Below are 17679 nucleotides of genomic sequence, written 5' to 3'. Positions count from 1 at the left end.
TGTGAGCATCTGACACCACATTAGCTGATGCCAAATCAGCCGATTATCCAACTCAACACCATCACACCAGCCAGACCCGATACCGAAACTAGCGTTTCCATGATGGACCAGGTTTTGAGCGTATCGACCATTGAGAGCTGAAAATATTCCCGAAACAGCCAGAAACCTGTATCGTTGACGTGCGAAAACATCATGCTTCCGGCTCCGATGCTCAGCACCATTAAGTTAGGCTCTACGCCGGTGGATGCTAACAAGGGTGATACAAATCCGGCCGTCGTAATACCCGATACTGTCGACGAGCCCACGCATACCCGGATAAGGGCGGCCATGCCCCAGGCAAGTATATACGGATGAACCGACGAGTTCTGCATCATGTCGGCAATAGATTGGTTGACGCCCCCGTCGGTCAATACTTGTTTTAGGGCACCAGCTCCGCCAAAAACCAGAAAAAGCATGGCTACATCCTTAATGGCATCACCCAGGAGAGTAGTCACTTCGGGCATTGTTTTCCCTCGCCAGATGCCAAGTGTAAATAGCGCGACCAGCACCGCAATGAACATACTCACAATCGGCTCACCCACAAACAAAAGAATTTGCTGGCTTACTGAATTCGTGGGTAAAAACGGACTGACTACTGTACTCACACCAATGAGCAGAATCGGTAGCAAAACCGTCAAAAAACTCACGCTTGTCGAAGGCATCTGGTCTTCCTGCAAATCGGGAGCAATGAACGCAGGATTGGGTAAGGTTGTGTAGCGTTTCAGCGTTGACCCAAACAGTGCACCCGAAATCAAAATGGCTGGAATCGATACAATAATGCCATAAAATAAGGTCAGACCCATGTTGGCATTGAACTGTTTCAGGATGGCTAACGGAGCCGGGTGAGGTGGCAGATAACCCTGCGTGACAGACAAGGAAGCCAGCATCGGCAAGCCAATGTACAGCGCAGGGAGTTTATACCGATACGCCACTGTAATCACCAAAGGCGCCAGCAACATAAATCCGACCGAATAGAAGAGGGGCAAGCCGACAATGAAGCCCGTTACCAGAAAAGCCCAGCGGGCGTGTCGGGTTCCTACCAACTCCATCATGTTGACGGCAATTCGCTGAGCGGCACCACTTTGAGCAACCAGTTTCCCGAGCATGGCACCCAATGCAATGATGGCCGTAATTGAGCCTAATGTGCCGCCAATCCCTTTCTGGACGGCTTCGACAATGGCCAGCGGTTTCAGGCCAAGTGCCAGGCCGACGCCAATAGAGACAGCGAGAAATGCCAGAAATGTGTGCAGCCGGGCAACCGAAATGAGGGCAATCAGGACCAGGATGCCAAGAAGCGTAATGGTTAAGGGCATGACCAAACAGATCGAATCTATTCGGCAAACGGGAATAGCTGACTTATCTACTTACCAGACTCGTAGGTGTTGCTGATCGAATGTTCGTTCAAAAGGTACGTTGAGTCATGATTAAACGAAAAAAAATGCCGGATTTTGAAACGAATCATAATTTGAGAACTCAGTATTACGGCTTTTATGAATTAATGATAAATGGGAAAAATAACAAATTTTAAACTGAAAATTCTATTAAATGAATTTTTCTATCTTTTGTCATACAGGTTTATTTTCTATTACTATAAAAATAGTTAAAACTATTTTTTGTTATTTATCGTAACATTATTCCCAAATTGTCGTCAACAAAACCACAGATATTTATAGTTATGAGCAATAGTAATCAACTTCAGTACTTTGTTTCCCAATCATACCGCCAGGTTCAGTTATCAGTTGATAAAGGCACTCGACCTTATTTGCACGGTGAGTTTTTGGGTCAATTCAACAAACTATTGGAAGCATCTGGTGATGAAGACTACACTCGCCATCTGACCATTCAATTAGTAGAAGAGGCTGCGAAATACAACCAAACTACCGACTACCTGCGTCAGGAAATGGCGTTCGAAATTAAGGTAGCTACAATCGGTGACCGGGCAACGGCGGCCTCACTTGACCAGTCGAACCTTAGCTCAGATTTATACAATCGACGCTTACACCGACAAACGACACGCAAGGGCCAACTTGTGGCTGAGCTGGTTTGAGCGGATAATCTGAAACTTTACCAAAGTCGACGAATGGCATAAGCATCAAAATGACCATCTCGACTTAGTACTGGCATATTATCAACTATAGCTTGGGAAATAATAATCCTGTCGAACGGATCTTTGTGATTAAAAGGCAAGGATTTGACGGTAGTAGTATGATCGAAACGGATAGGTAATACCGTGATATTATTCTCCCAAGCTAGTTGATAGAGCTGCTCAAAGGGTTTGGATAGTTCAAGTTTGCCACCAATACTTAATTTGATAGCGATTTCCCAAAACGACGCAATACTCACAAAGTTGTTATTACCTGGGTTTTCAATCAAATTTTGGCAAGCTTGACTTAATTCTGCATTACCTTCCAAATACCAGATCAGGGTATGCGTGTCTAATAATAAATTCACGGCATGTAATCCTTAAAGTCGTCTAATGGGGCATCAAAATCATCGGACATGAATGTAACCAGACCTTTCGCGCTGCCAAAACGGGGTGTTCGAACGGGAACGGGAGGATGAAGTAGACGTATCAGATCATCATAAACTTGCATAAATTGTTCGTCAGACAATTCTGCAATTTCTTTTACTACGTGTATTTTAAGTTCGGCTGCCTGCATAACGACGAATATACGAAAAAAACAGCATTAGGGCGTTGACATTCCTTACGCTTTCAGCATCAGATTCAGCAATTTCCTGTCTAGTTTGTGGCCATACCAATCTTCGTAGGCAACATCAGTACGACCCGAATCCAGAATGCCGAATGAGCCTACAAACTCCCAGAGGGCAAAGCCGATACCGTTACTCGATAAGATGTCTAGCACATCGTTGAACCAGGCCAGGAATACATCGTGTGGAGTTTTGTTCCAGCAACCGCACTCGCCACAATGGACACCGACTCCCTTATTGACCAACTCAATCCAGGGCTGGTAGAAGGTTTCGAGCATGGCGCGACTCAGGTATTTGTCGCCCACTTGGCCCGGCCATTTCGGTTCGGGTAAATGATCCGGATCTTTATTCGCCCAGGGAGCCTTGTAGTGCGAAATAATGCCCGGATTGTAGCCACGACAACTTTGGGCGATGTTCAGATCGGCAATGGCCGGTATGACCGATGAGCCTGTATCGTTCCCATCAGCAATGATGAGGTGGTTTTTATTTTCTTTCCAGATAGCTTCTGAAGCAGCCAGAGCCACTTTTCGATAAACCTCGCCTGGCACGGTGCTATGTCTGGCATGCTGATCGTTCATATCGGCTCGCACGCTGGGTTCATTCAACAGATCGAAGCTGATTTTCTTTGACGATACGTTCTTGTACCGTTTGGCCCACATGTTCCAGTGAAAGCAGAACGCGTCGAGTGCTGCCTGATCGGTCCAGAGATTGTAAGGCTCATGAAAGCCAGAATTGACACAATAACCTGGTGCCCGGTGCAAATTCAGGCTCACATGCAGGTTATGCTTATGCGCCATCGCTACCAACGCATCAATCCGATCAACAGCTTGCTGATCAATTTGATAGACTTCGTCTGGGGTGATATTGCGACTTCGGTCGAATTTGAGATAAGCTGGATAGGCCATCGGAATTCGGACGAAATCGAACCCCCAGTCCTGCATCCATTTGAAATAGTTTTCCTGCGAAGCGGGACGGCTGTTGGCCGGATCGGGTGAAAAGAAATCCAGCATGTTGAAGCCTTTCCATTTCGGTAGCTTGTTTTTACCTGCGTTCTGTGATGGCGAAACGGCCAGAAGCTCCGTCCCGGCTGTGCTCAGGGCTGCCGTGAGCAAACCCGTGTTCTGAATAAACGTCCTTCGTTGCATGCAACAGAGAGAGACATAAAATCAAAATCTACTTGCAACTGAATCAGCTCTTGACGCCAATATAAGTAAAAACAAGGCCAATCTTGTCTTATAGACCGGGCTTGCGTTTCAACCAAAGTCATGAAATACGCGGAAGCTAGTTGAGGCCAACTTATTGCTGGATGAGTATTCGCCAAGTTAGTTTCATGTATGATCCGAGTTGCTCATTAGGCTATAAATGCATTTAAAAAGAAAACCGATAACCATGAAAAAAACCTTTTTCTCGTTGTGTTTGGCAACCGTTTCCTTACTCAATTTAACAGACAGCTTCGCTCAAAAAGGCAAGCTGTACACCTTCCCCATCGGGGTCGAGTCGTACACTTACCGAGCCAGCTTCCCCAAAAATGTCATTGCCACGCTGGATACAATCAAAGCGCTCGGCATCACGGATATGGAGGGTGGAGCACCTAAAGGGTATACCGAAGCCGAATTCAAAAAATTATGCGACGAACGGGGTATTAAAATTTCGGCGACAGGTGGCGGATACGAAGAGCTGGCCAAAGACCCTATGCCTGCAATTAATAAAGCAAAAGCATTGGGGGCTTCCTTTATTATGTGTGCCTGGATTCCTCATCAAAAGGCGAATTTTAACCTGGAGAATGCCAAGAAAGCCGTCGAGGATTTTAACCGGATCGGTAAAACTATGAAGGAGAATGGGATAACCTTCTGCTACCACAATCACGGCTACGAATTCCATCCGTACGAAGATGGTACGCTGTACGACTACATCGTTAAAAATACCAACCCGCAATACGTTTCGTTCGAAATGGACATTTTGTGGACGCAACATGGTGGTGCTGATCCAGTTGCACTCTTGAAAAAATATGGCAACCGTTATAAACTAATGCACCTGAAAGACCTAAAGAAAGGTGTTAAGGGTGATCTGACTGGCGGAACTCCTCCCGAAAATGACGTTGTCCTTGGCGATGGTCAGGTAAACATTCCGGAAATTTTACGCTTAGCGAAAAAAGCGGGTGTTAAACACTATTACATCGAAGACGAGAGCAACAAAGAATACGAACAAATGCCTAAAAGCATCGCGTATTTGAAAAGCCTGAAAGAGTAGACAATTTTGTCATGAACTGTGTCAAAAAACAAGTTTTAAGCCAAATTTTGTTTGGATAGGCTGAACCCATTGACGAATTCAATATTCTTCTTCACCACCACAAACACCTGATGCAACAACTTATTCATCACCGCCACCATCGCCACTTTGTGGCATTTACCCTTGGCCCGTAGCCGATCATAAAGCGCTTTACAGCCCAAATTGTATTTACGGGCCGAACGAGCTGCCATGTATAAAAGGCCCCGTACATACCCTAAACCCGTGCGGGCCATCCGACCACGCCGACGAACCGAACTGCCCGATTGAGTTTGACTGGGGGCAATGCCCACGAACTTAGCTACCGCTTTGGCTGACTCGAATCCAGCCAGCCCATTGGTGGCCGTGCACAAGGCTTGAGAGGAAGCCGGCCCAATCCCCTTGACCCGCTGCATCCGCTCCGAAATGGCCTGCAACTCCTGTTGACTCAGCTGATCCAGTTCCTCTTCAAAGAGCGCAATCTGAGTCAGGTAGCTCTGTTGGAGAACCAGCAGGCTAGCCTTGACTTTCTGACTGGCCCGGGGGTCGAACGACAGCGCATGAAGCTGATTAGCCACCGCTTGCTGACTGATTCGCAGGTCGTTGAGGTGTTTGTGCTGTTGGCGAAGCTGATGTAGAGACTCATCGGCCAGTTGCGAAGGCTGGGGCTGAAAGACTTGTCCGTAGCGCGCCAATAGTGCCGCATCGCTCCGGTCGGTCTTGCTGATAGACTTCAGAGTGGCGGCAAAGCCTTTGCTTTGGTTGGGCGTAAGGAGGCTAAAGGGGCGATTTTGCAGGGCTAATACCCAAGCTAATCGAGCCGAATAGGTACCTGTATGCTCGAAAATGAGGTGGCTATTGGCGGGCAGTTCAGCAGCCCATTGCTCAATGGAGTCCGCTTGGTTGGGCAGGGTTTGATAGGCCCATTGGGGTTGCCCATTGGCATCGATTCCGATTTGGTAGCTGATGTGTAAGGTCTCTTTACTGACATCAACCCCGTAATAGATAGCTGGTTGGTTCATGCTAAAAACGAAAAAAGCGGGATACTACTCATGCTCTCGACATCATTGTGAAACGGGCTATATGCCCACTGAACTGTCCGGGTTCCATGAGATTGGCTCTCCAGGCTACCGATCATGACAACCGGTCTTTTAGACCATCCCGACGTAGGTATGACCTGGAGAACCAAAGATTATTTGTTCAGAGCAAACTTACAATCCCGACGTCAGGAGGGATCTTCGGCAACTGGTTATTTACCGAAGATCCCTCCTGACGTCGGGATGACAAAAAACGATTCAATTTTGAGAAAATTTGGAAAGTTTAAACAGCTTCTCTATTGACAGCAGCCCGGCAGATCGCTGGGCTGCTGTTTTTAGGTGGTTTATTTTCAGGGTGATCGCCTGTTAACTCAACGCTTGACTTTGGCTGATTTCAAACTCTTGTTCGCCTTTCGAATCGTTTCGTGTGATAAATCGTAGGTAAAGCAACTCTCCCAACCTTTAAAATCATAATGCCACCATTCCCAGGGAAAAATTGAGAAACCAACCTTCTCCATCGCCGACCGCAAAATGGCGCGGTGAGCCAGCGAGGCACTGTCAGAGTCCATGTAGCTATGATAAGCGCGGGGTGTCGATTCGTCATAACCCGACGGCATCGACAGTCGTTTGCCCGTTTTGAGGTCGAAAAGCGATAGGTCGATGGCCATACCTCGATTATGCTTTGAGCCTTTCCGTGGATCGGCGACGAAGGTCGTATCGCCGTGTTCTTCGTAGAAAAGAACCGTGATAGCATAAGGTCGGTATCCATCGAAGAGCAATAGCCCATAGCCCTGCTTTTTTAAATTTTCACTCGCCTGCCGAATAGCCAGAGCCGCCGGTTTTCGCATGAAGACATCGGCTGTTGGATACAGTTTGCGCTTGAGAAAATTGGTCGTGTCGGCATAAGTGACGTCAAACTGAGCCTGCGGCAAAATCTGGCGCATGTCCACCAACTCATTGGCAGGGTCAGCCGCTACGATTTTCTTATAGATGTTCACATCATTGACTACCGGAAGACCATACTTGCTTTTGGGAAGATCGTACGTTGTCGTCTGAGCTAAGGTTGTTGTAAATAGCCCAAGCAATGCCCCAATTGAGCATAAACGGTGACCTAAGGACTTTTTCATGAATAGCAGGTTGTTTGCCTTAAGTTATGGATTTTTATGATCCGCTGTGATGTCAGCTATAAGTAGCTGACATCACCACTAAGAGATAATGATTAATATGAATAATCATAAAAATCAGCGGTCTATAAACCGTTTTTAATCGTAAATTTGCGCCCTTTTTCTACTAAAATCGGGCATTTGGGGATGACAACACTTTCTTGCGGAATCGACTTCGGTACATCAAATACAAGCGTAGCTATTGCCAATGGCGGTGAAATCAGTCTGGTACCTGTTGAAAATGCATCGGTGACAATCCCGAGTGCTATCTTCTTTCAACGCAGTAACAACAAAGCATTTTATGGGCGAACAGCGGTGAATCTGTTTTTTGATCGGCAGGAAGGTCGTTTCATGCGAAGTTTAAAGCGGGTTCTGGGTACATCGCTGATGAAACAGGGCACACTGGTGAACGGTGCATCCATGAATTTTTCGTCGATCATTACCGCCTTCCTGAAGCACGTAAAAGATAAAGCCGACGCGGTTGCCGGTCAGGAAATCGAGCATGTGGTCATGGGACGCCCGGTTCACTTTGTCGATAATGATCCCGACGCCGACGTTCGGGCACAGGCTGAATTGCAGCTAATTGCCCAACGGATTGGCTTCAAATACATCGACTTTCAGTTTGAACCCATTGCAGCAGCTTTCGCACACGAAGCGCAGCTAAGCGGTGAAAAACTGGCCATTGTCGCCGACCTGGGCGGTGGTACGTCCGATTTTACGGTGATCAAATTATCGAACAAAAACATCAATAAATCCGATCGGGCTTCTGATATTCTGGCTAATACGGGCGTTCGGGTTGGGGGTAATGACTTTGACAAAGAATTGAGTTTAGCGGCTATCATGCCCGAAATCGGTTACCGCAGCACTTATGGCGAAAAGAATCTGGAAGTCCCTTTAAAACCATTCTATGATTTGGCTGAATGGAGTAAGGTTAACTTTCTGTACACACCTAAAATAATTATGCAGGTACGGCAGCTTCTGCATCAGTCGCACGATAAAACACGATATAAGCGACTCCTGAAAGTGCTTGAAGACGAAACCGGGCATACCCTTCTGGCCGCTGCCGAAGGGGCAAAAATTGCCTTAAGCGATCAGGATGAGTACAAAACCCTGCTTGATTTCATTGAGGATGATTTCTATGTGCCGATCAAACGCACCTTATTTGAAGCGTCTATTGAAGGTGAAGTTGAGAAAATTTCAGCCTCCGCCCGGCAGTGTCTTCAGGAAGCGGGCGTAAAAGCCGAAGCGATCGAGTTGGTCATTCTGACGGGCGGTTCTACCGAAGTGCATTCCGTTCAGGTCGAATTTAAACGACTTTTCCCGAACGCAGCTATTGCAGACGAAAACAAACTTTCCAGTGTTGGACTTGGATTAGCCTACGATAGTGAAAATAAATTTGGTAAACGAGCTACTGTTTTGGCTAATTAAGGTCGAGATTGTAGCCGGTTGTGGGTGAAATCGGAATACTTACCCGACTGCCCAATTGAATCCCCAAACGCTACAGAAGTCAATTACGAATGAACCTTCTCCTGATTAAACTAACCATCATTCCGGCCGTTATTGCGCTGGTCACCCTGGCGATTCGGAAGTGGGGAAATAAAATTGGGGGATTGATTGGAAGTATGCCCTGGACGGCCGGGCCTATTCTGCTGTTCTTCATTCTGGAACAGGGAAAAACCTTTGGTATTCAGTCGATTCAGGGAGCCATGACGGGCATTTTGGCATTAATCGGCTTTTGCCTTAGTTATTCCTCGTTGTCCCGAAAGCTATCCTGGCTGCCTACCATTCTGTTATCGTACGGCGTATTTAGTGCTATTGCTTTACTATTCAATTATTTACAGTTGAATCTAGTGCTGAGTTACGCGCTTGTTATTGGCTCTGTTCTGTTAGCACTCTATGTATTCCCTACGCCAACCGATCATGTCGTGAAAGTTCGGAGATTACCGTTCGATATTCCAATCAGAATGGCAGTTGCGACTTTGTTTGTACTGGCTATTACCGGATTAGCCCACGTGCTTGGACCAAGTTGGAGTGGTATTTTGACGCCATTCCCAATCATGACATCGGTGTTGGCTATTTTTTCACATACTCTGCTGGGGAGTAATGCCGCCATTACGACGTTGCGAGGGCTTGTGATCGGCCTGCTAGGGTTCACTACCTTTCTCTTTTTGCAAGCTTTCCTGCTGCCTTCTTTTTCGGTAGGTGCGTCGTTCGGAATTGCTTTCGTCGTGAATACCATTATCAACCTGATCGCCAGCCGAATTTGGTGAAATTGACTAAATCACTTTACATATGCCATATCTTCAAGATATGGCATATGTAAAGTGATTTAGTCAACGGGTTGCTGTAGATATGGCGGGTGTTTGGTACAAAAAGTAATCATAAATCGAGCGGGCACTGTGTGCAATGACCTGCTCTCGCTCAGCTAATGGCATTGGCGAATCACCCACGAAAACAGCAATGGCAATATGACCCGCATCTCCGGGTAAGGTAATGATGCCTACGTCGTCGGTAGCAGCGCCATCCAGTGAACCCGTTTTATGTGCAATTACTGTGTTGGGTGGCAAATACCCTTTGAGTCGGGCAGCGCCCCCCCGACATCGTTCCATGACGCCCAACAGCAGCGCCCGACTTTCTGGTTTGAGCGCTGTGCCTCGGTAGATTTGCGTTAGTAAATTAACCATCGCTTCGGGCGTTGAGGTGTCTCGTGGGTCGGTTACGAGTTTAGCGGTTGCAGCTCGTTTCATAGCTGGTGTAGTGGCACTGTCTAGTTTGGCATAAAAACCGAGTGTCCACTGACTGCTAGGCGGCAGTGTAATGCCGTCGAGATCAGCTAGTAATTGAATAATGGTGCGATCTACCGACATACCATTAATGCCCAACGCTTTTACCCGATTCTGAACGGCTTCGGTGCCCCCTACTAAACGGAGCAGGATATCGGTTGCTGAGTTATCGCTGATAACCATCATCAGTTCAAGTAGATTCTGGACAGATAGCTGAACACCGGGTTTGGCAAAGAGAACGTCCAGGGTGCCGCTACCTGGGTGAAGATCAGATGGTTGCAAATCGGTCATTGTCATTAGCGACAGTTTGCCTTGCTCAATCAGCGTAAAGAGTTGTACAGCAATGGCAACTTTAACCGTACTGGCCATTGGAAACCGTTCCTGCAAATTCAGGCTAACCTGCTTGCCTGATTCAAGATGCAATGCACAAATACCTACTTTGCCCTTGGCCAGTTTTGCGATGCTTTCTAATTCCTGCTCCAGCCGTTGGGTAGCTAGATCTGGTTTTTTCGTTGCTACGCTGGTTTGCGCATTGCTCTGAAGATTGATTAGAAATAAAAGATTGAGTAGGAGGAAGGAGAGTTTTTTCATTGTTATGGAGATTTTAGTGTAGCGCGGACCTCTGGTCCGCATAGCTGTGATCTAAAAAGTGTAGTTACAATTTAGGCGATAACTATGCGGACCAGAGGTCCACGTTACTTATAAAGAAGCCAGAGCATTTTCCAGGTCAGCCAATAAATCTTCTACGTTTTCGATACCGACCGAGTACCGAATCAGGCTTTCGGGAATGCCTAACTGTTTCCGTTGGGCTTCGGTCAATTCAACATGACTCGTTGTTCTTGGTGGTCCGGCTAGAGTACTTACGGAGCCAAGACTAGCTGCCAAATGCACAAACTGGAGTTTCGGCAGGAATTTCTTTACATGGTCATAGCCGCCATTCAGCGAAAAGCTCATAATGCCCCCGAATCCTGACATTTGCGCTTTGGCAATGGCGTGGCCAGGGTGAGTTTCTAGTCCGGGATAAAACACATCACTGACTTTAGGATGCGCTTTCAGATACTTCGCGATTGTCAGGGCGGAAGCATTCTGTCGTTCAATGCGGAGTTCGAGCGTTTTCATACCACGGGCAATCATGTAGGCAGGGTCGGCCTGGAGGCTCGCCCCGTTGATTTCCCGGAACTGGAAAACTTTCTCAACCAACTCTTTATTTCCACACAAAACTCCGCCCATCGCATCGGAGTGACCACCGAGGAATTTAGTAGCACTATGAACCACCAGGTCGGCACCGAGTGCGAGTGGATTTTGATTGATAGGCGTCGCAAATGTATTATCAACAACGGTAATGGCTCCCACTTTTTTGGCTGCGGCTGCCAGTCGGGTTATATCGACAATTTTAAGGGTTGGGTTGGTTGGCGTTTCGAGGTAGAGAACGTCGCAGCCTTTGGCAATTTCTGCTTCGAGCGTGTCGAAATCAGTCGTGTCGCAAAGGGTAACATTTACCTGATAACGGGGTAAAAAGTCGAGAAAGATTCGGCTGGCACCACCGTAGGTATCGTTCAAAGAGACAACTCGTTTTCCCGGCCCGAGCAACGCAAACAGTGTATTGCTGATAGCGCCCATACCTGTGGCAAACGATGTTGCGGCTTCGGCACCTTCCAGAATGCGGATTTTTTCTTCGAGTACATGTACCGTTGGATTCGTGTTGCGGCTATAAATGTAGCCCTCAGCTTTACCCGTGGCTACGTTATGCCATTCGTCCAGGTCATGGTAGGCAAAGGCTACACTGCGCACAATTGGTGTTGTAACAGCCCCATCAGCCGTTGGCTCGGTCTCACCTGCCCATACAGATGTCGTACTTTTTTTATGTGTCGAAAAATCCATTATAAATTATTGATTGTCAGGTTGTAGTTTTTGCTAAACACAAAGGGAATAGAGATTGACAGAGAGAAAACGGAGACAATTTTTCTGTGTTTTCCGTACTAGCCTCGGTTCCCTTTGTGTTTGACTCCTAATAATACACAAAAAAGGCGGAAAGGGACTTGTAGGTGCGATGATGAAATGCGCTGAATTGACTAAATTTTGGCGTCTACCAGTATTCTTTATACAACCTGAACAAATGAAGTATCTGAATTTCAACGCAAACTATCTTATACTATCCCTCATCTGCTTGTCAGCTACCTGGCTTCCATTGTTGGCGCAACCTCGCCAGACGATCCCCGAATTGCGCCAGAAGATTGAGCAGGAACTTAGTAAATACCCCGGCGTCTTTGCCGTTGCCTTCAAAGACATAGCGACTGGTAAAGAATTGCTGATTCGGGAGCGAGAGGTATTTCATGCGGCTAGTACCATGAAAACGCCGGTGATGATTGAGGTCTATAAGCAACAGGCTCAGGGTAAACTGTCACTATCGGATTCCATTCTGATCAAGACCGAGTTCAAAAGTATTGTCGATGGCAGTCCGTATACACTTCCGGTTTCATCGGATAGTGATTCCGTGACGTATAAACAGATTGGAACGAAACGAACGCTGGCTTCTCTGGTTTATGACATGATTACCGTTAGCAGTAACCTGGCAACGAACTTGATTATTGAACTCGTAGGAGCGCCAAACGTACTCCAAACCATGCGCGATTTGGGGGCCAAAGACATTCAGGTTCGGCGGGGTGTTGAAGATTCAAAAGCCTTTGCCAAAGGGCTCAACAACTCGACCACGGCCTACGACCTGATGCTGATTTTTGATAAAATCGCGACGGGTCAGGCAGTAAGCCCCGAGGCTTCGAAGGCGATGATTGCTATCTTGCTGGATCAGAAATTCAACGACGCGATTCCGGCCAAGCTGCCTAACAATGTGAAAGTAGCACACAAAACGGGCTCCATTACGGGCGTCCGGCACGATTCGGGCATTGTTATTTTACCCGATGGGCGACAGTATGTATTGGTTCTGCTATCGAAAGACATCAAAGATGATAAACTTACATCGGGCGTGATGGCTACGGTTTCGGAGTGGATTTATCAGTATGAAATGCAGGGGAAATGAATAATGAATAATGAATAATTTACCGTAAAACTGTCTTAACTTTTATAGAAAAAGTCAGGCAGCTTTTTGTCATTTCGACGCAGGAGAAATCTCAGGTTTCGCAATAGTTAAGCTTGACCGGGCTGCCGGAGCGGATTTCTCCTGCGTCGAAATGACAAAAAATCTATCCAGCTTTAACGGGATTTGGAACGTTTAAAACAGCTTTAGTAAGCATTATTCATTTTTCGTCAAATGCTCCTCCAAACAGCGTTCCAGGTTTTGCAGACCGGTTGCCAACTCATCGGAAGTAGGGTAACCAAAGCCAATGCGCATATAGATTTTGTCCTGTTCAAACCAGTGTCCTGGCCCAACAAGGGTTTGATAAGTTGAATACAAGGATTTATAAAACGCTTCGGCATTGATGGAGTAACCCGCTTTCAGGCGCGGGAAGCAAACAACGCCTGCTGTTGGTTCTACCCAATCGAGGTAGGCTGTTTCGGTGAAGAATCGTTTGATAATGGCAAAATTGGTTCGGATATGGTGATGAGCTTCCCGCAAAAGAGGTTCCTGATTTTGTAAAATATGTAGAGCAATCTGCTCATCCACCACCGAATTGGTAATCATGATTTGTTCTTTTGCTGCCAGAAACTGATGCATAAGTCCTGCCTCCTGACAAATAATCCAGCCAATGCGGATACCCGGTACACCAAATGCTTTCGATAGCGAACTGACCGAAATAACGCGCTTACTTTTTTCCGCCAAGTAGGGGCGGAGTGGTGTCTGGAAATTCAGATATCGGTACGTTTCATCAACAAGCAAATAGCAATTATTTGTCTCGGCTAGTTCAACTAATTCATTGAGAACATCTTCAGAAATAACCGTTCCTGTAGGATTGTGCGGATTAGTGATGCTGATGAGTCGCGTGTTAGGCCGAATGGCTTGTCGTATCTGATCGACGTTTAGGGCAAATTGGTTTTGAAACGTTAGGTCGATAATACTCATAGCGCAGTTGATGGCGCGCGGTGTTTCGAGGTTCGTTCCATAATTCGGTCGCACTACCACCAAATGGTCTTTCTCGCTGAGCAGGGTAGTAGCTACTATAAACAAAGCGGTAGCCGCTCCACTGCAAACCAGCACATCCTCAGACTTTAGAATCGAACTCTCGTCGGCGATACTGGTAAGCAAATCGGGGTGGCCACGATGGTGCCCATAACACAGCAGTAAGTCGTCTAGCTTGATATTCAGATCTTTCACATGGATGTCGCGCACCGAACTTTCGGCCAGATTGTACTGGATAGTTGAATAACCGATCTCTTCCGGCGATTCGATTTCTATCGGCATTCGGGTGTAGTTCATAAATTTTCTGGTGGGGCAATCTGGCGCGAGTATTTACTCGTGCCTATTAATATGGCGAGCATACGCTCGCATTCATGCTTAGGCACGAGTGAATACTCGCGCCAGACGTTATCGAACTGGCAAGTCTCGCACATTGGCCAACTGTTTGGCTAACGTAGGTGTATCGGCCATCAATGATTTAATATGGTTGAGTGTCTTTTCTGGGAGTTGTGGGGTGCGGCTGATGATATCGACACCTTCGGGTGTAAACAGTGTTTTTGAAAACCAGATAACTGCCCATTGCCCATCAGGGTCTTGCAAAACAACTTTCCATTTGCTCCGCACCAGACTTAATACCCCTTTGCCTCGCCAAACAAAAGCTGCCGAATCGGCTGGATTCTGGTAATCGAAGCCCGTGAGTGTTTTCGACTCGCCTTTGTGTTGGTACTTCACCTCATCCAGCAAGACATTCGTTTCCCCTTTTTTGTCAGTGATCGAGTACGTAAAGGTAGGATTCGTTTTATCGCCCTTTAGCCACATCGGGAAGCTTGTACTGCAAATAAACCAGGTTCCAACGAGCGCTTGAATCAGGGATTTCATGAGGATGAAGATGTGTTAGTCGACTATTGTGAATAGAGCTGACTTATACAGGGCATTGTTCTGCCAGACAAGTACGCGATTTTAACTAATCAGAAAGCGAGGTGGTTTGAAAATAGCGGGTTCCCTCACCCCCGGCCCCTCTCCCGAACACGGGAGAAAAAAGACAATTGAACTCCCCTCTCCTGTTTTGGGAGAGGAGTCGGGGGAGGGTACATGAGGGTAAACTACAACTTTAACTTTATCCGCATCTTACCCAACACCGCCGTAATACCAATAATCAGCAGAGCGAACAGGAGTGATTTGAGTAATCCAACTCCGCCGGTTGTTAGCCACTCAGGGAGTGTAATGCCGACTAGAGTAGCTATACTGTAATAAAGATCTGGGATCAGATAGCAGGTCAATGTGCTGGTTCCGGCAGTTTTTATTAGGTCGAACCAATGGGCTTTGCCGTTCAAATCGACTAACCAATAAATACCGGCGTAGACAATGAACGCGATGCCACAGCACAGGAAAATCCAGGTAGGAGTAGCCTGAATTTTCGAGATGATAAAGAAGTTTCTGGCTAACAATCCGGCTACCAAAAACAGGACGCCTATGCCGATAAACAGGATCGGTACCTGTTGCGATTTTTCAGTCTGTTGTAGCCGTTTCAGGAATAGGGTAGCGAGTATACCCGCAAAAGCGAGGGAGTCAAATGCACCATTGTCGGGAATCCAGGTGCGCGGTCCATTAGGCCATAAGGCGTGCAACCATCCTGAATGCCCGGCAATATTTAGTAACGTAAAAAATGCCCAGGCTGCGATCAGCAGAATTGGCTGTTTGTGAAGGAACAAATAAAGAACGGCGCAGGTAAGATACGTCCAGCCAATGAGCCCTAAAATGCCCCACCACTGTGGTGTCAGACCAACCAAATGATCGTTGCTACCTCCTTTAAAACGGATAGCTAGATAAACGAGTATGCCTACGCCAACTACCTGAAGACCAGTGAAGATGGTTTTTGTCGTGCCTTCCTGTTTAGGGTATTGATTCCAGATCAGGAAAAATGCCGTAATCATCAGAATGACAAACCAGTCCATCGAGAAGCCAGTTGCAGCGGGATTCAGATCGTGGACGTTGACAAAGAAAACGCCCATAACTAGTAAGGCTACCGATCGGAGAGCTATGTGTCCAATGATCTGGGTATAAGAATCGCCTTTATCGAGTCGTTGCTGAATGGCAAAAGGAATCGACATGCCAACAATGACCAGAAAGCACGGGAAAACCGTGTCGGCAAATCCCAGAAAATCCTGATCGGCGCGCGAATGTTCGAGCCAGAGCGGAATACCTGACAAGGCTCCCAAGTCATTGACAAAAATCATCGTGAGCATCGTTAACGCCCGGAACACATCGATAGAAAACACGCGCTTTCCGGTCAGATTCCCAGTACTTACTTTCGGTGGAGCTGATACCATGATAGAATAATTAATTCGCTTCGCTTAGTCGTTTTATTTCACCAAATAAGGTTCTAAAGCAGTTGCTGGCGGTATCTTCACCAGCGTCTGGGTTTACTTTCACCCCATAGAATTCATCCAGAAACGGCCCCGCACCTGACCATACGGTTTGCATCATACCCTGAAATCGCTCTTTCATAACGGGCGTAACGGACTTTCTGAATTTGATCATATCCTGCGTTTGAGTTACTGCAAAGCCGGGCTTTCGCCAGGGGCAAGTGATTACACTCAGACCCTTTGTCGCAAAATACACGGCGGTTTGGTCAGGTCGCTCGTAGTGCCAGTCGCAGATTGTAACGTCTTTGGCAATCAGGTCAATAGCACGGTAAGTATTGTTGAAACTGCCTTCCCACATGCCAATGCCTGTCGTTTTTCCATCGATAAGTCGGTCGCCCCAAATCCAGAGTTTCCGATTTTTCTCCGCCAGATGATTCCGAATCAGGTTGACTTCGCCCGCAAACAATTCAGCATTGTCGCGGCCTGAACAACGAGGGCATTTTTCATGGCCGATGTAAAATACTTCGTCCATACCCGCATGAAAGGCATCGGTTTCAAACACCTCGCAGATTTCATCGACCAATCCAAATACCACCCCGTGAACCCCCGGATGTAACGGACAATAACTCTTGCAATACAACCCATCTGGATTGGGCCAGACGTATTTCTCGGGCATTTTGACCTGGGGCGTTTCGTCGAAGTCGGGGTATACACGAAGCAGGTTGGTGGTCTTGTTTGCCCACGATTGATGACCAAGCAAATTGATTTGGGGAATCAACCTGATGTTATGTTGCCGACAAGCCTTCACTAGTTTTTTGACCTCCCGTTTCGATAAAGCAATACTGTCTCGCAACTCAGGATGACTATCGAATTCGTAATTGAAATCGACGCGCAGAATTAACGTATTGACCTGACGAGGAGCTAGTTCTTCGTTGATAAACTTGATAAACGTATCGAGCTGTTTGGGCTGTGGTGCTGCAATGCAAAACCCGCGAATGGGCAACAGGCTATCGATTTTAGTTTGACCTATTGCCAACGAGCAGGAAAGGAGATTAGCCAAGAATGCAAACAAAAAGTAGAGCCTGGTCATTGAAATCGGGTTTAAGTATTGGTGCGTTCCTAAGTTAAAGGAGCTTCTCTTATAAGCCAAATACGAGCTAATTCTATTGAGAAGGGCCTCAAAAGTCTGAAGTAAATCATGAAGCTGGTTAACGGTTTAGCGTCTAACCTCAAAGAGCGGAGGAG

At 46.9% G+C, this 17679-nt stretch carries 17 protein-coding genes; 5 read left to right on the top strand and 12 right to left on the bottom strand.

The window, feature by feature from the left end; translation table 11 throughout:
- Nucleotides 1–35: 35 nt before the first annotated feature.
- A complete protein-coding gene (locus H3H32_RS21250; RefSeq protein WP_182457639.1) occupies nt 36–1352 on the bottom strand; it encodes a gluconate:H+ symporter in 1317 nt (438 codons plus the stop codon).
- 362 nt (nt 1353–1714) lie between these two features.
- Between H3H32_RS21250 and H3H32_RS21245 the strand changes: the two genes are divergently transcribed.
- On the top strand, nt 1715–2086 hold the full coding sequence (locus tag H3H32_RS21245; RefSeq protein ID WP_182457638.1) for a hypothetical protein: 372 nt from the start codon (nt 1715–1717) through the stop codon (nt 2084–2086).
- A gap of 17 nt (nt 2087–2103) precedes the next feature.
- Here the strand turns inward: H3H32_RS21245 and H3H32_RS21240 are convergent, their stop codons facing one another.
- Genes H3H32_RS21240 through H3H32_RS21230 form a run of 3 tightly spaced genes read right to left on the bottom strand, consistent with a single transcriptional unit; the run spans nt 2104 to nt 3893 of the window.
- Nucleotides 2104–2490, bottom strand: coding sequence for a type II toxin-antitoxin system VapC family toxin (locus H3H32_RS21240; protein ID WP_182457637.1), 387 nt, complete (start codon nt 2488–2490; stop codon nt 2104–2106).
- The gene (locus H3H32_RS21235) at nt 2487–2699 is read right to left on the bottom strand and encodes a DUF2281 domain-containing protein (RefSeq protein WP_182457636.1); all 213 of its coding nucleotides are present in this window, start codon (nt 2697–2699) and stop codon (nt 2487–2489) included. The genes H3H32_RS21240 and H3H32_RS21235 overlap by 4 nt, the downstream gene beginning before the upstream one ends.
- Before the next feature lie 45 nt (nt 2700–2744).
- The gene (locus H3H32_RS21230; protein WP_182457635.1) at nt 2745–3893 is read right to left on the bottom strand and encodes a glycoside hydrolase family 5 protein; all 1149 of its coding nucleotides are present in this window, start codon (nt 3891–3893) and stop codon (nt 2745–2747) included.
- Between the two features lie 244 nt (nt 3894–4137).
- Here H3H32_RS21230 and H3H32_RS21225 point away from each other — a divergent pair, with 244 nt between their 5' ends.
- Nucleotides 4138–4998: a sugar phosphate isomerase/epimerase family protein gene (locus H3H32_RS21225; protein ID WP_182457634.1), complete on the top strand. Its 861-nt coding sequence runs from the start codon at nt 4138–4140 to the stop codon at nt 4996–4998.
- 35 nt (nt 4999–5033) lie between these two features.
- Here the strand turns inward: H3H32_RS21225 and H3H32_RS21220 are convergent, their stop codons facing one another.
- Nucleotides 5034–6035, bottom strand: coding sequence for an IS110 family RNA-guided transposase (locus tag H3H32_RS21220; RefSeq protein WP_182457633.1), 1002 nt, complete (start codon nt 6033–6035; stop codon nt 5034–5036).
- Between the two features lie 386 nt (nt 6036–6421).
- Nucleotides 6422–7177, bottom strand: a complete 756-nt coding sequence (locus H3H32_RS21215; protein WP_182457632.1) for a M15 family metallopeptidase — start codon at nt 7175–7177, stop codon at nt 6422–6424.
- A 183-nt stretch (nt 7178–7360) separates the two neighbouring features.
- On the opposite strand from H3H32_RS21215, the gene H3H32_RS21210 reads away from it, so the two are divergent.
- Together H3H32_RS21210 and H3H32_RS21205 are read left to right on the top strand one after the other, a co-directional pair.
- Nucleotides 7361–8641: an Hsp70 family protein gene (locus tag H3H32_RS21210; RefSeq protein ID WP_182457631.1), complete on the top strand. Its 1281-nt coding sequence runs from the start codon at nt 7361–7363 to the stop codon at nt 8639–8641.
- Nucleotides 8642–8730: 89 nt separating this feature from the next.
- Nucleotides 8731–9483, top strand: coding sequence for a hypothetical protein (locus tag H3H32_RS21205; protein ID WP_182457630.1), 753 nt, complete (start codon nt 8731–8733; stop codon nt 9481–9483).
- 63 nt (nt 9484–9546) lie between these two features.
- Here the strand turns inward: H3H32_RS21205 and bla are convergent, their stop codons facing one another.
- Together bla and H3H32_RS21195 are read right to left on the bottom strand one after the other, a co-directional pair.
- Entirely contained in the window at nt 9547–10587 is a 1041-nt protein-coding gene (bla, locus tag H3H32_RS21200; RefSeq protein ID WP_240543441.1) for a class A beta-lactamase, read from the bottom strand.
- A 108-nt stretch (nt 10588–10695) separates the two neighbouring features.
- Entirely contained in the window at nt 10696–11877 is a 1182-nt protein-coding gene (locus H3H32_RS21195; protein WP_182457629.1) for a cystathionine gamma-synthase family protein, read from the bottom strand.
- Nucleotides 11878–12112: 235 nt separating this feature from the next.
- Here H3H32_RS21195 and H3H32_RS21190 point away from each other — a divergent pair, with 235 nt between their 5' ends.
- Complete coding sequence (locus tag H3H32_RS21190; RefSeq protein ID WP_182457628.1) at nt 12113–13033, top strand: serine hydrolase; 921 nt, start codon at nt 12113–12115, stop codon at nt 13031–13033.
- Nucleotides 13034–13246: 213 nt separating this feature from the next.
- Here the strand turns inward: H3H32_RS21190 and H3H32_RS21185 are convergent, their stop codons facing one another.
- The 4 genes from H3H32_RS21185 to H3H32_RS21170 all read right to left on the bottom strand — a co-directional run bounded on the left by H3H32_RS21185 (nt 13247) and on the right by H3H32_RS21170 (nt 17524).
- Entirely contained in the window at nt 13247–14368 is a 1122-nt protein-coding gene (locus H3H32_RS21185) for an aminotransferase class I/II-fold pyridoxal phosphate-dependent enzyme (protein WP_182457627.1), read from the bottom strand.
- Nucleotides 14369–14476: 108 nt separating this feature from the next.
- On the bottom strand, nt 14477–14947 hold the full coding sequence (locus H3H32_RS21180; protein ID WP_182457626.1) for a lipocalin/fatty acid-binding family protein: 471 nt from the start codon (nt 14945–14947) through the stop codon (nt 14477–14479).
- A gap of 224 nt (nt 14948–15171) precedes the next feature.
- The gene (locus H3H32_RS21175; RefSeq protein WP_182457625.1) at nt 15172–16398 is read right to left on the bottom strand and encodes a DUF5009 domain-containing protein; all 1227 of its coding nucleotides are present in this window, start codon (nt 16396–16398) and stop codon (nt 15172–15174) included.
- Between the two features lie 10 nt (nt 16399–16408).
- Nucleotides 16409–17524 carry a family 20 glycosylhydrolase gene (locus tag H3H32_RS21170; RefSeq protein WP_182457624.1) on the bottom strand — a complete coding sequence of 372 codons (1116 nt, stop codon included), beginning with the start codon at nt 17522–17524 and terminating at the stop codon, nt 16409–16411.
- Nucleotides 17525–17679: the final 155 nt, after the last annotated feature.

This window comes from Spirosoma foliorum, assembly GCF_014117325.1.
Classification (GTDB): domain Bacteria; phylum Bacteroidota; class Bacteroidia; order Cytophagales; family Spirosomataceae; genus Spirosoma; species Spirosoma foliorum.
Note: the sequence above shows the minus strand (reverse complement) of the source record. Positions and strands in the feature narration are given on the sequence as shown.

Bases quoted from the DNA above. Each gene is read 5' to 3' on its own strand.
- H3H32_RS21220 (WP_182457633.1), bottom strand. From the start codon at position 6,035: ATGAACCAACCAGCTATCTATTACGGGGTTGATGTCAGTAAAGAGACC.
- H3H32_RS21170 (WP_182457624.1), bottom strand. From the start codon at position 17,524: ATGACCAGGCTCTACTTTTTGTTTGCATTCTTGGCTAATCTCCTTTCC.
- H3H32_RS21235 (WP_182457636.1), bottom strand. From the start codon at position 2,699: ATGCAGGCAGCCGAACTTAAAATACACGTAGTAAAAGAAATTGCAGAA.
- H3H32_RS21250 (WP_182457639.1), bottom strand. From the start codon at position 1,352: ATGCCCTTAACCATTACGCTTCTTGGCATCCTGGTCCTGATTGCCCTC.
- H3H32_RS21205 (WP_182457630.1), top strand. From the start codon at position 8,731: ATGAACCTTCTCCTGATTAAACTAACCATCATTCCGGCCGTTATTGCG.
- H3H32_RS21215 (WP_182457632.1), bottom strand. From the start codon at position 7,177: ATGAAAAAGTCCTTAGGTCACCGTTTATGCTCAATTGGGGCATTGCTT.
- H3H32_RS21245 (WP_182457638.1), top strand. From the start codon at position 1,715: ATGAGCAATAGTAATCAACTTCAGTACTTTGTTTCCCAATCATACCGC.
- H3H32_RS21210 (WP_182457631.1), top strand. From the start codon at position 7,361: ATGACAACACTTTCTTGCGGAATCGACTTCGGTACATCAAATACAAGC.
- H3H32_RS21185 (WP_182457627.1), bottom strand. From the start codon at position 14,368: ATGAACTACACCCGAATGCCGATAGAAATCGAATCGCCGGAAGAGATC.
- H3H32_RS21175 (WP_182457625.1), bottom strand. From the start codon at position 16,398: ATGGTATCAGCTCCACCGAAAGTAAGTACTGGGAATCTGACCGGAAAG.
- H3H32_RS21225 (WP_182457634.1), top strand. From the start codon at position 4,138: ATGAAAAAAACCTTTTTCTCGTTGTGTTTGGCAACCGTTTCCTTACTC.
- H3H32_RS21195 (WP_182457629.1), bottom strand. From the start codon at position 11,877: ATGGATTTTTCGACACATAAAAAAAGTACGACATCTGTATGGGCAGGT.
- bla (WP_240543441.1), bottom strand. From the start codon at position 10,587: ATGAAAAAACTCTCCTTCCTCCTACTCAATCTTTTATTTCTAATCAAT.
- H3H32_RS21180 (WP_182457626.1), bottom strand. From the start codon at position 14,947: ATGAAATCCCTGATTCAAGCGCTCGTTGGAACCTGGTTTATTTGCAGT.
- H3H32_RS21190 (WP_182457628.1), top strand. From the start codon at position 12,113: ATGAAGTATCTGAATTTCAACGCAAACTATCTTATACTATCCCTCATC.
- H3H32_RS21230 (WP_182457635.1), bottom strand. From the start codon at position 3,893: ATGCAACGAAGGACGTTTATTCAGAACACGGGTTTGCTCACGGCAGCC.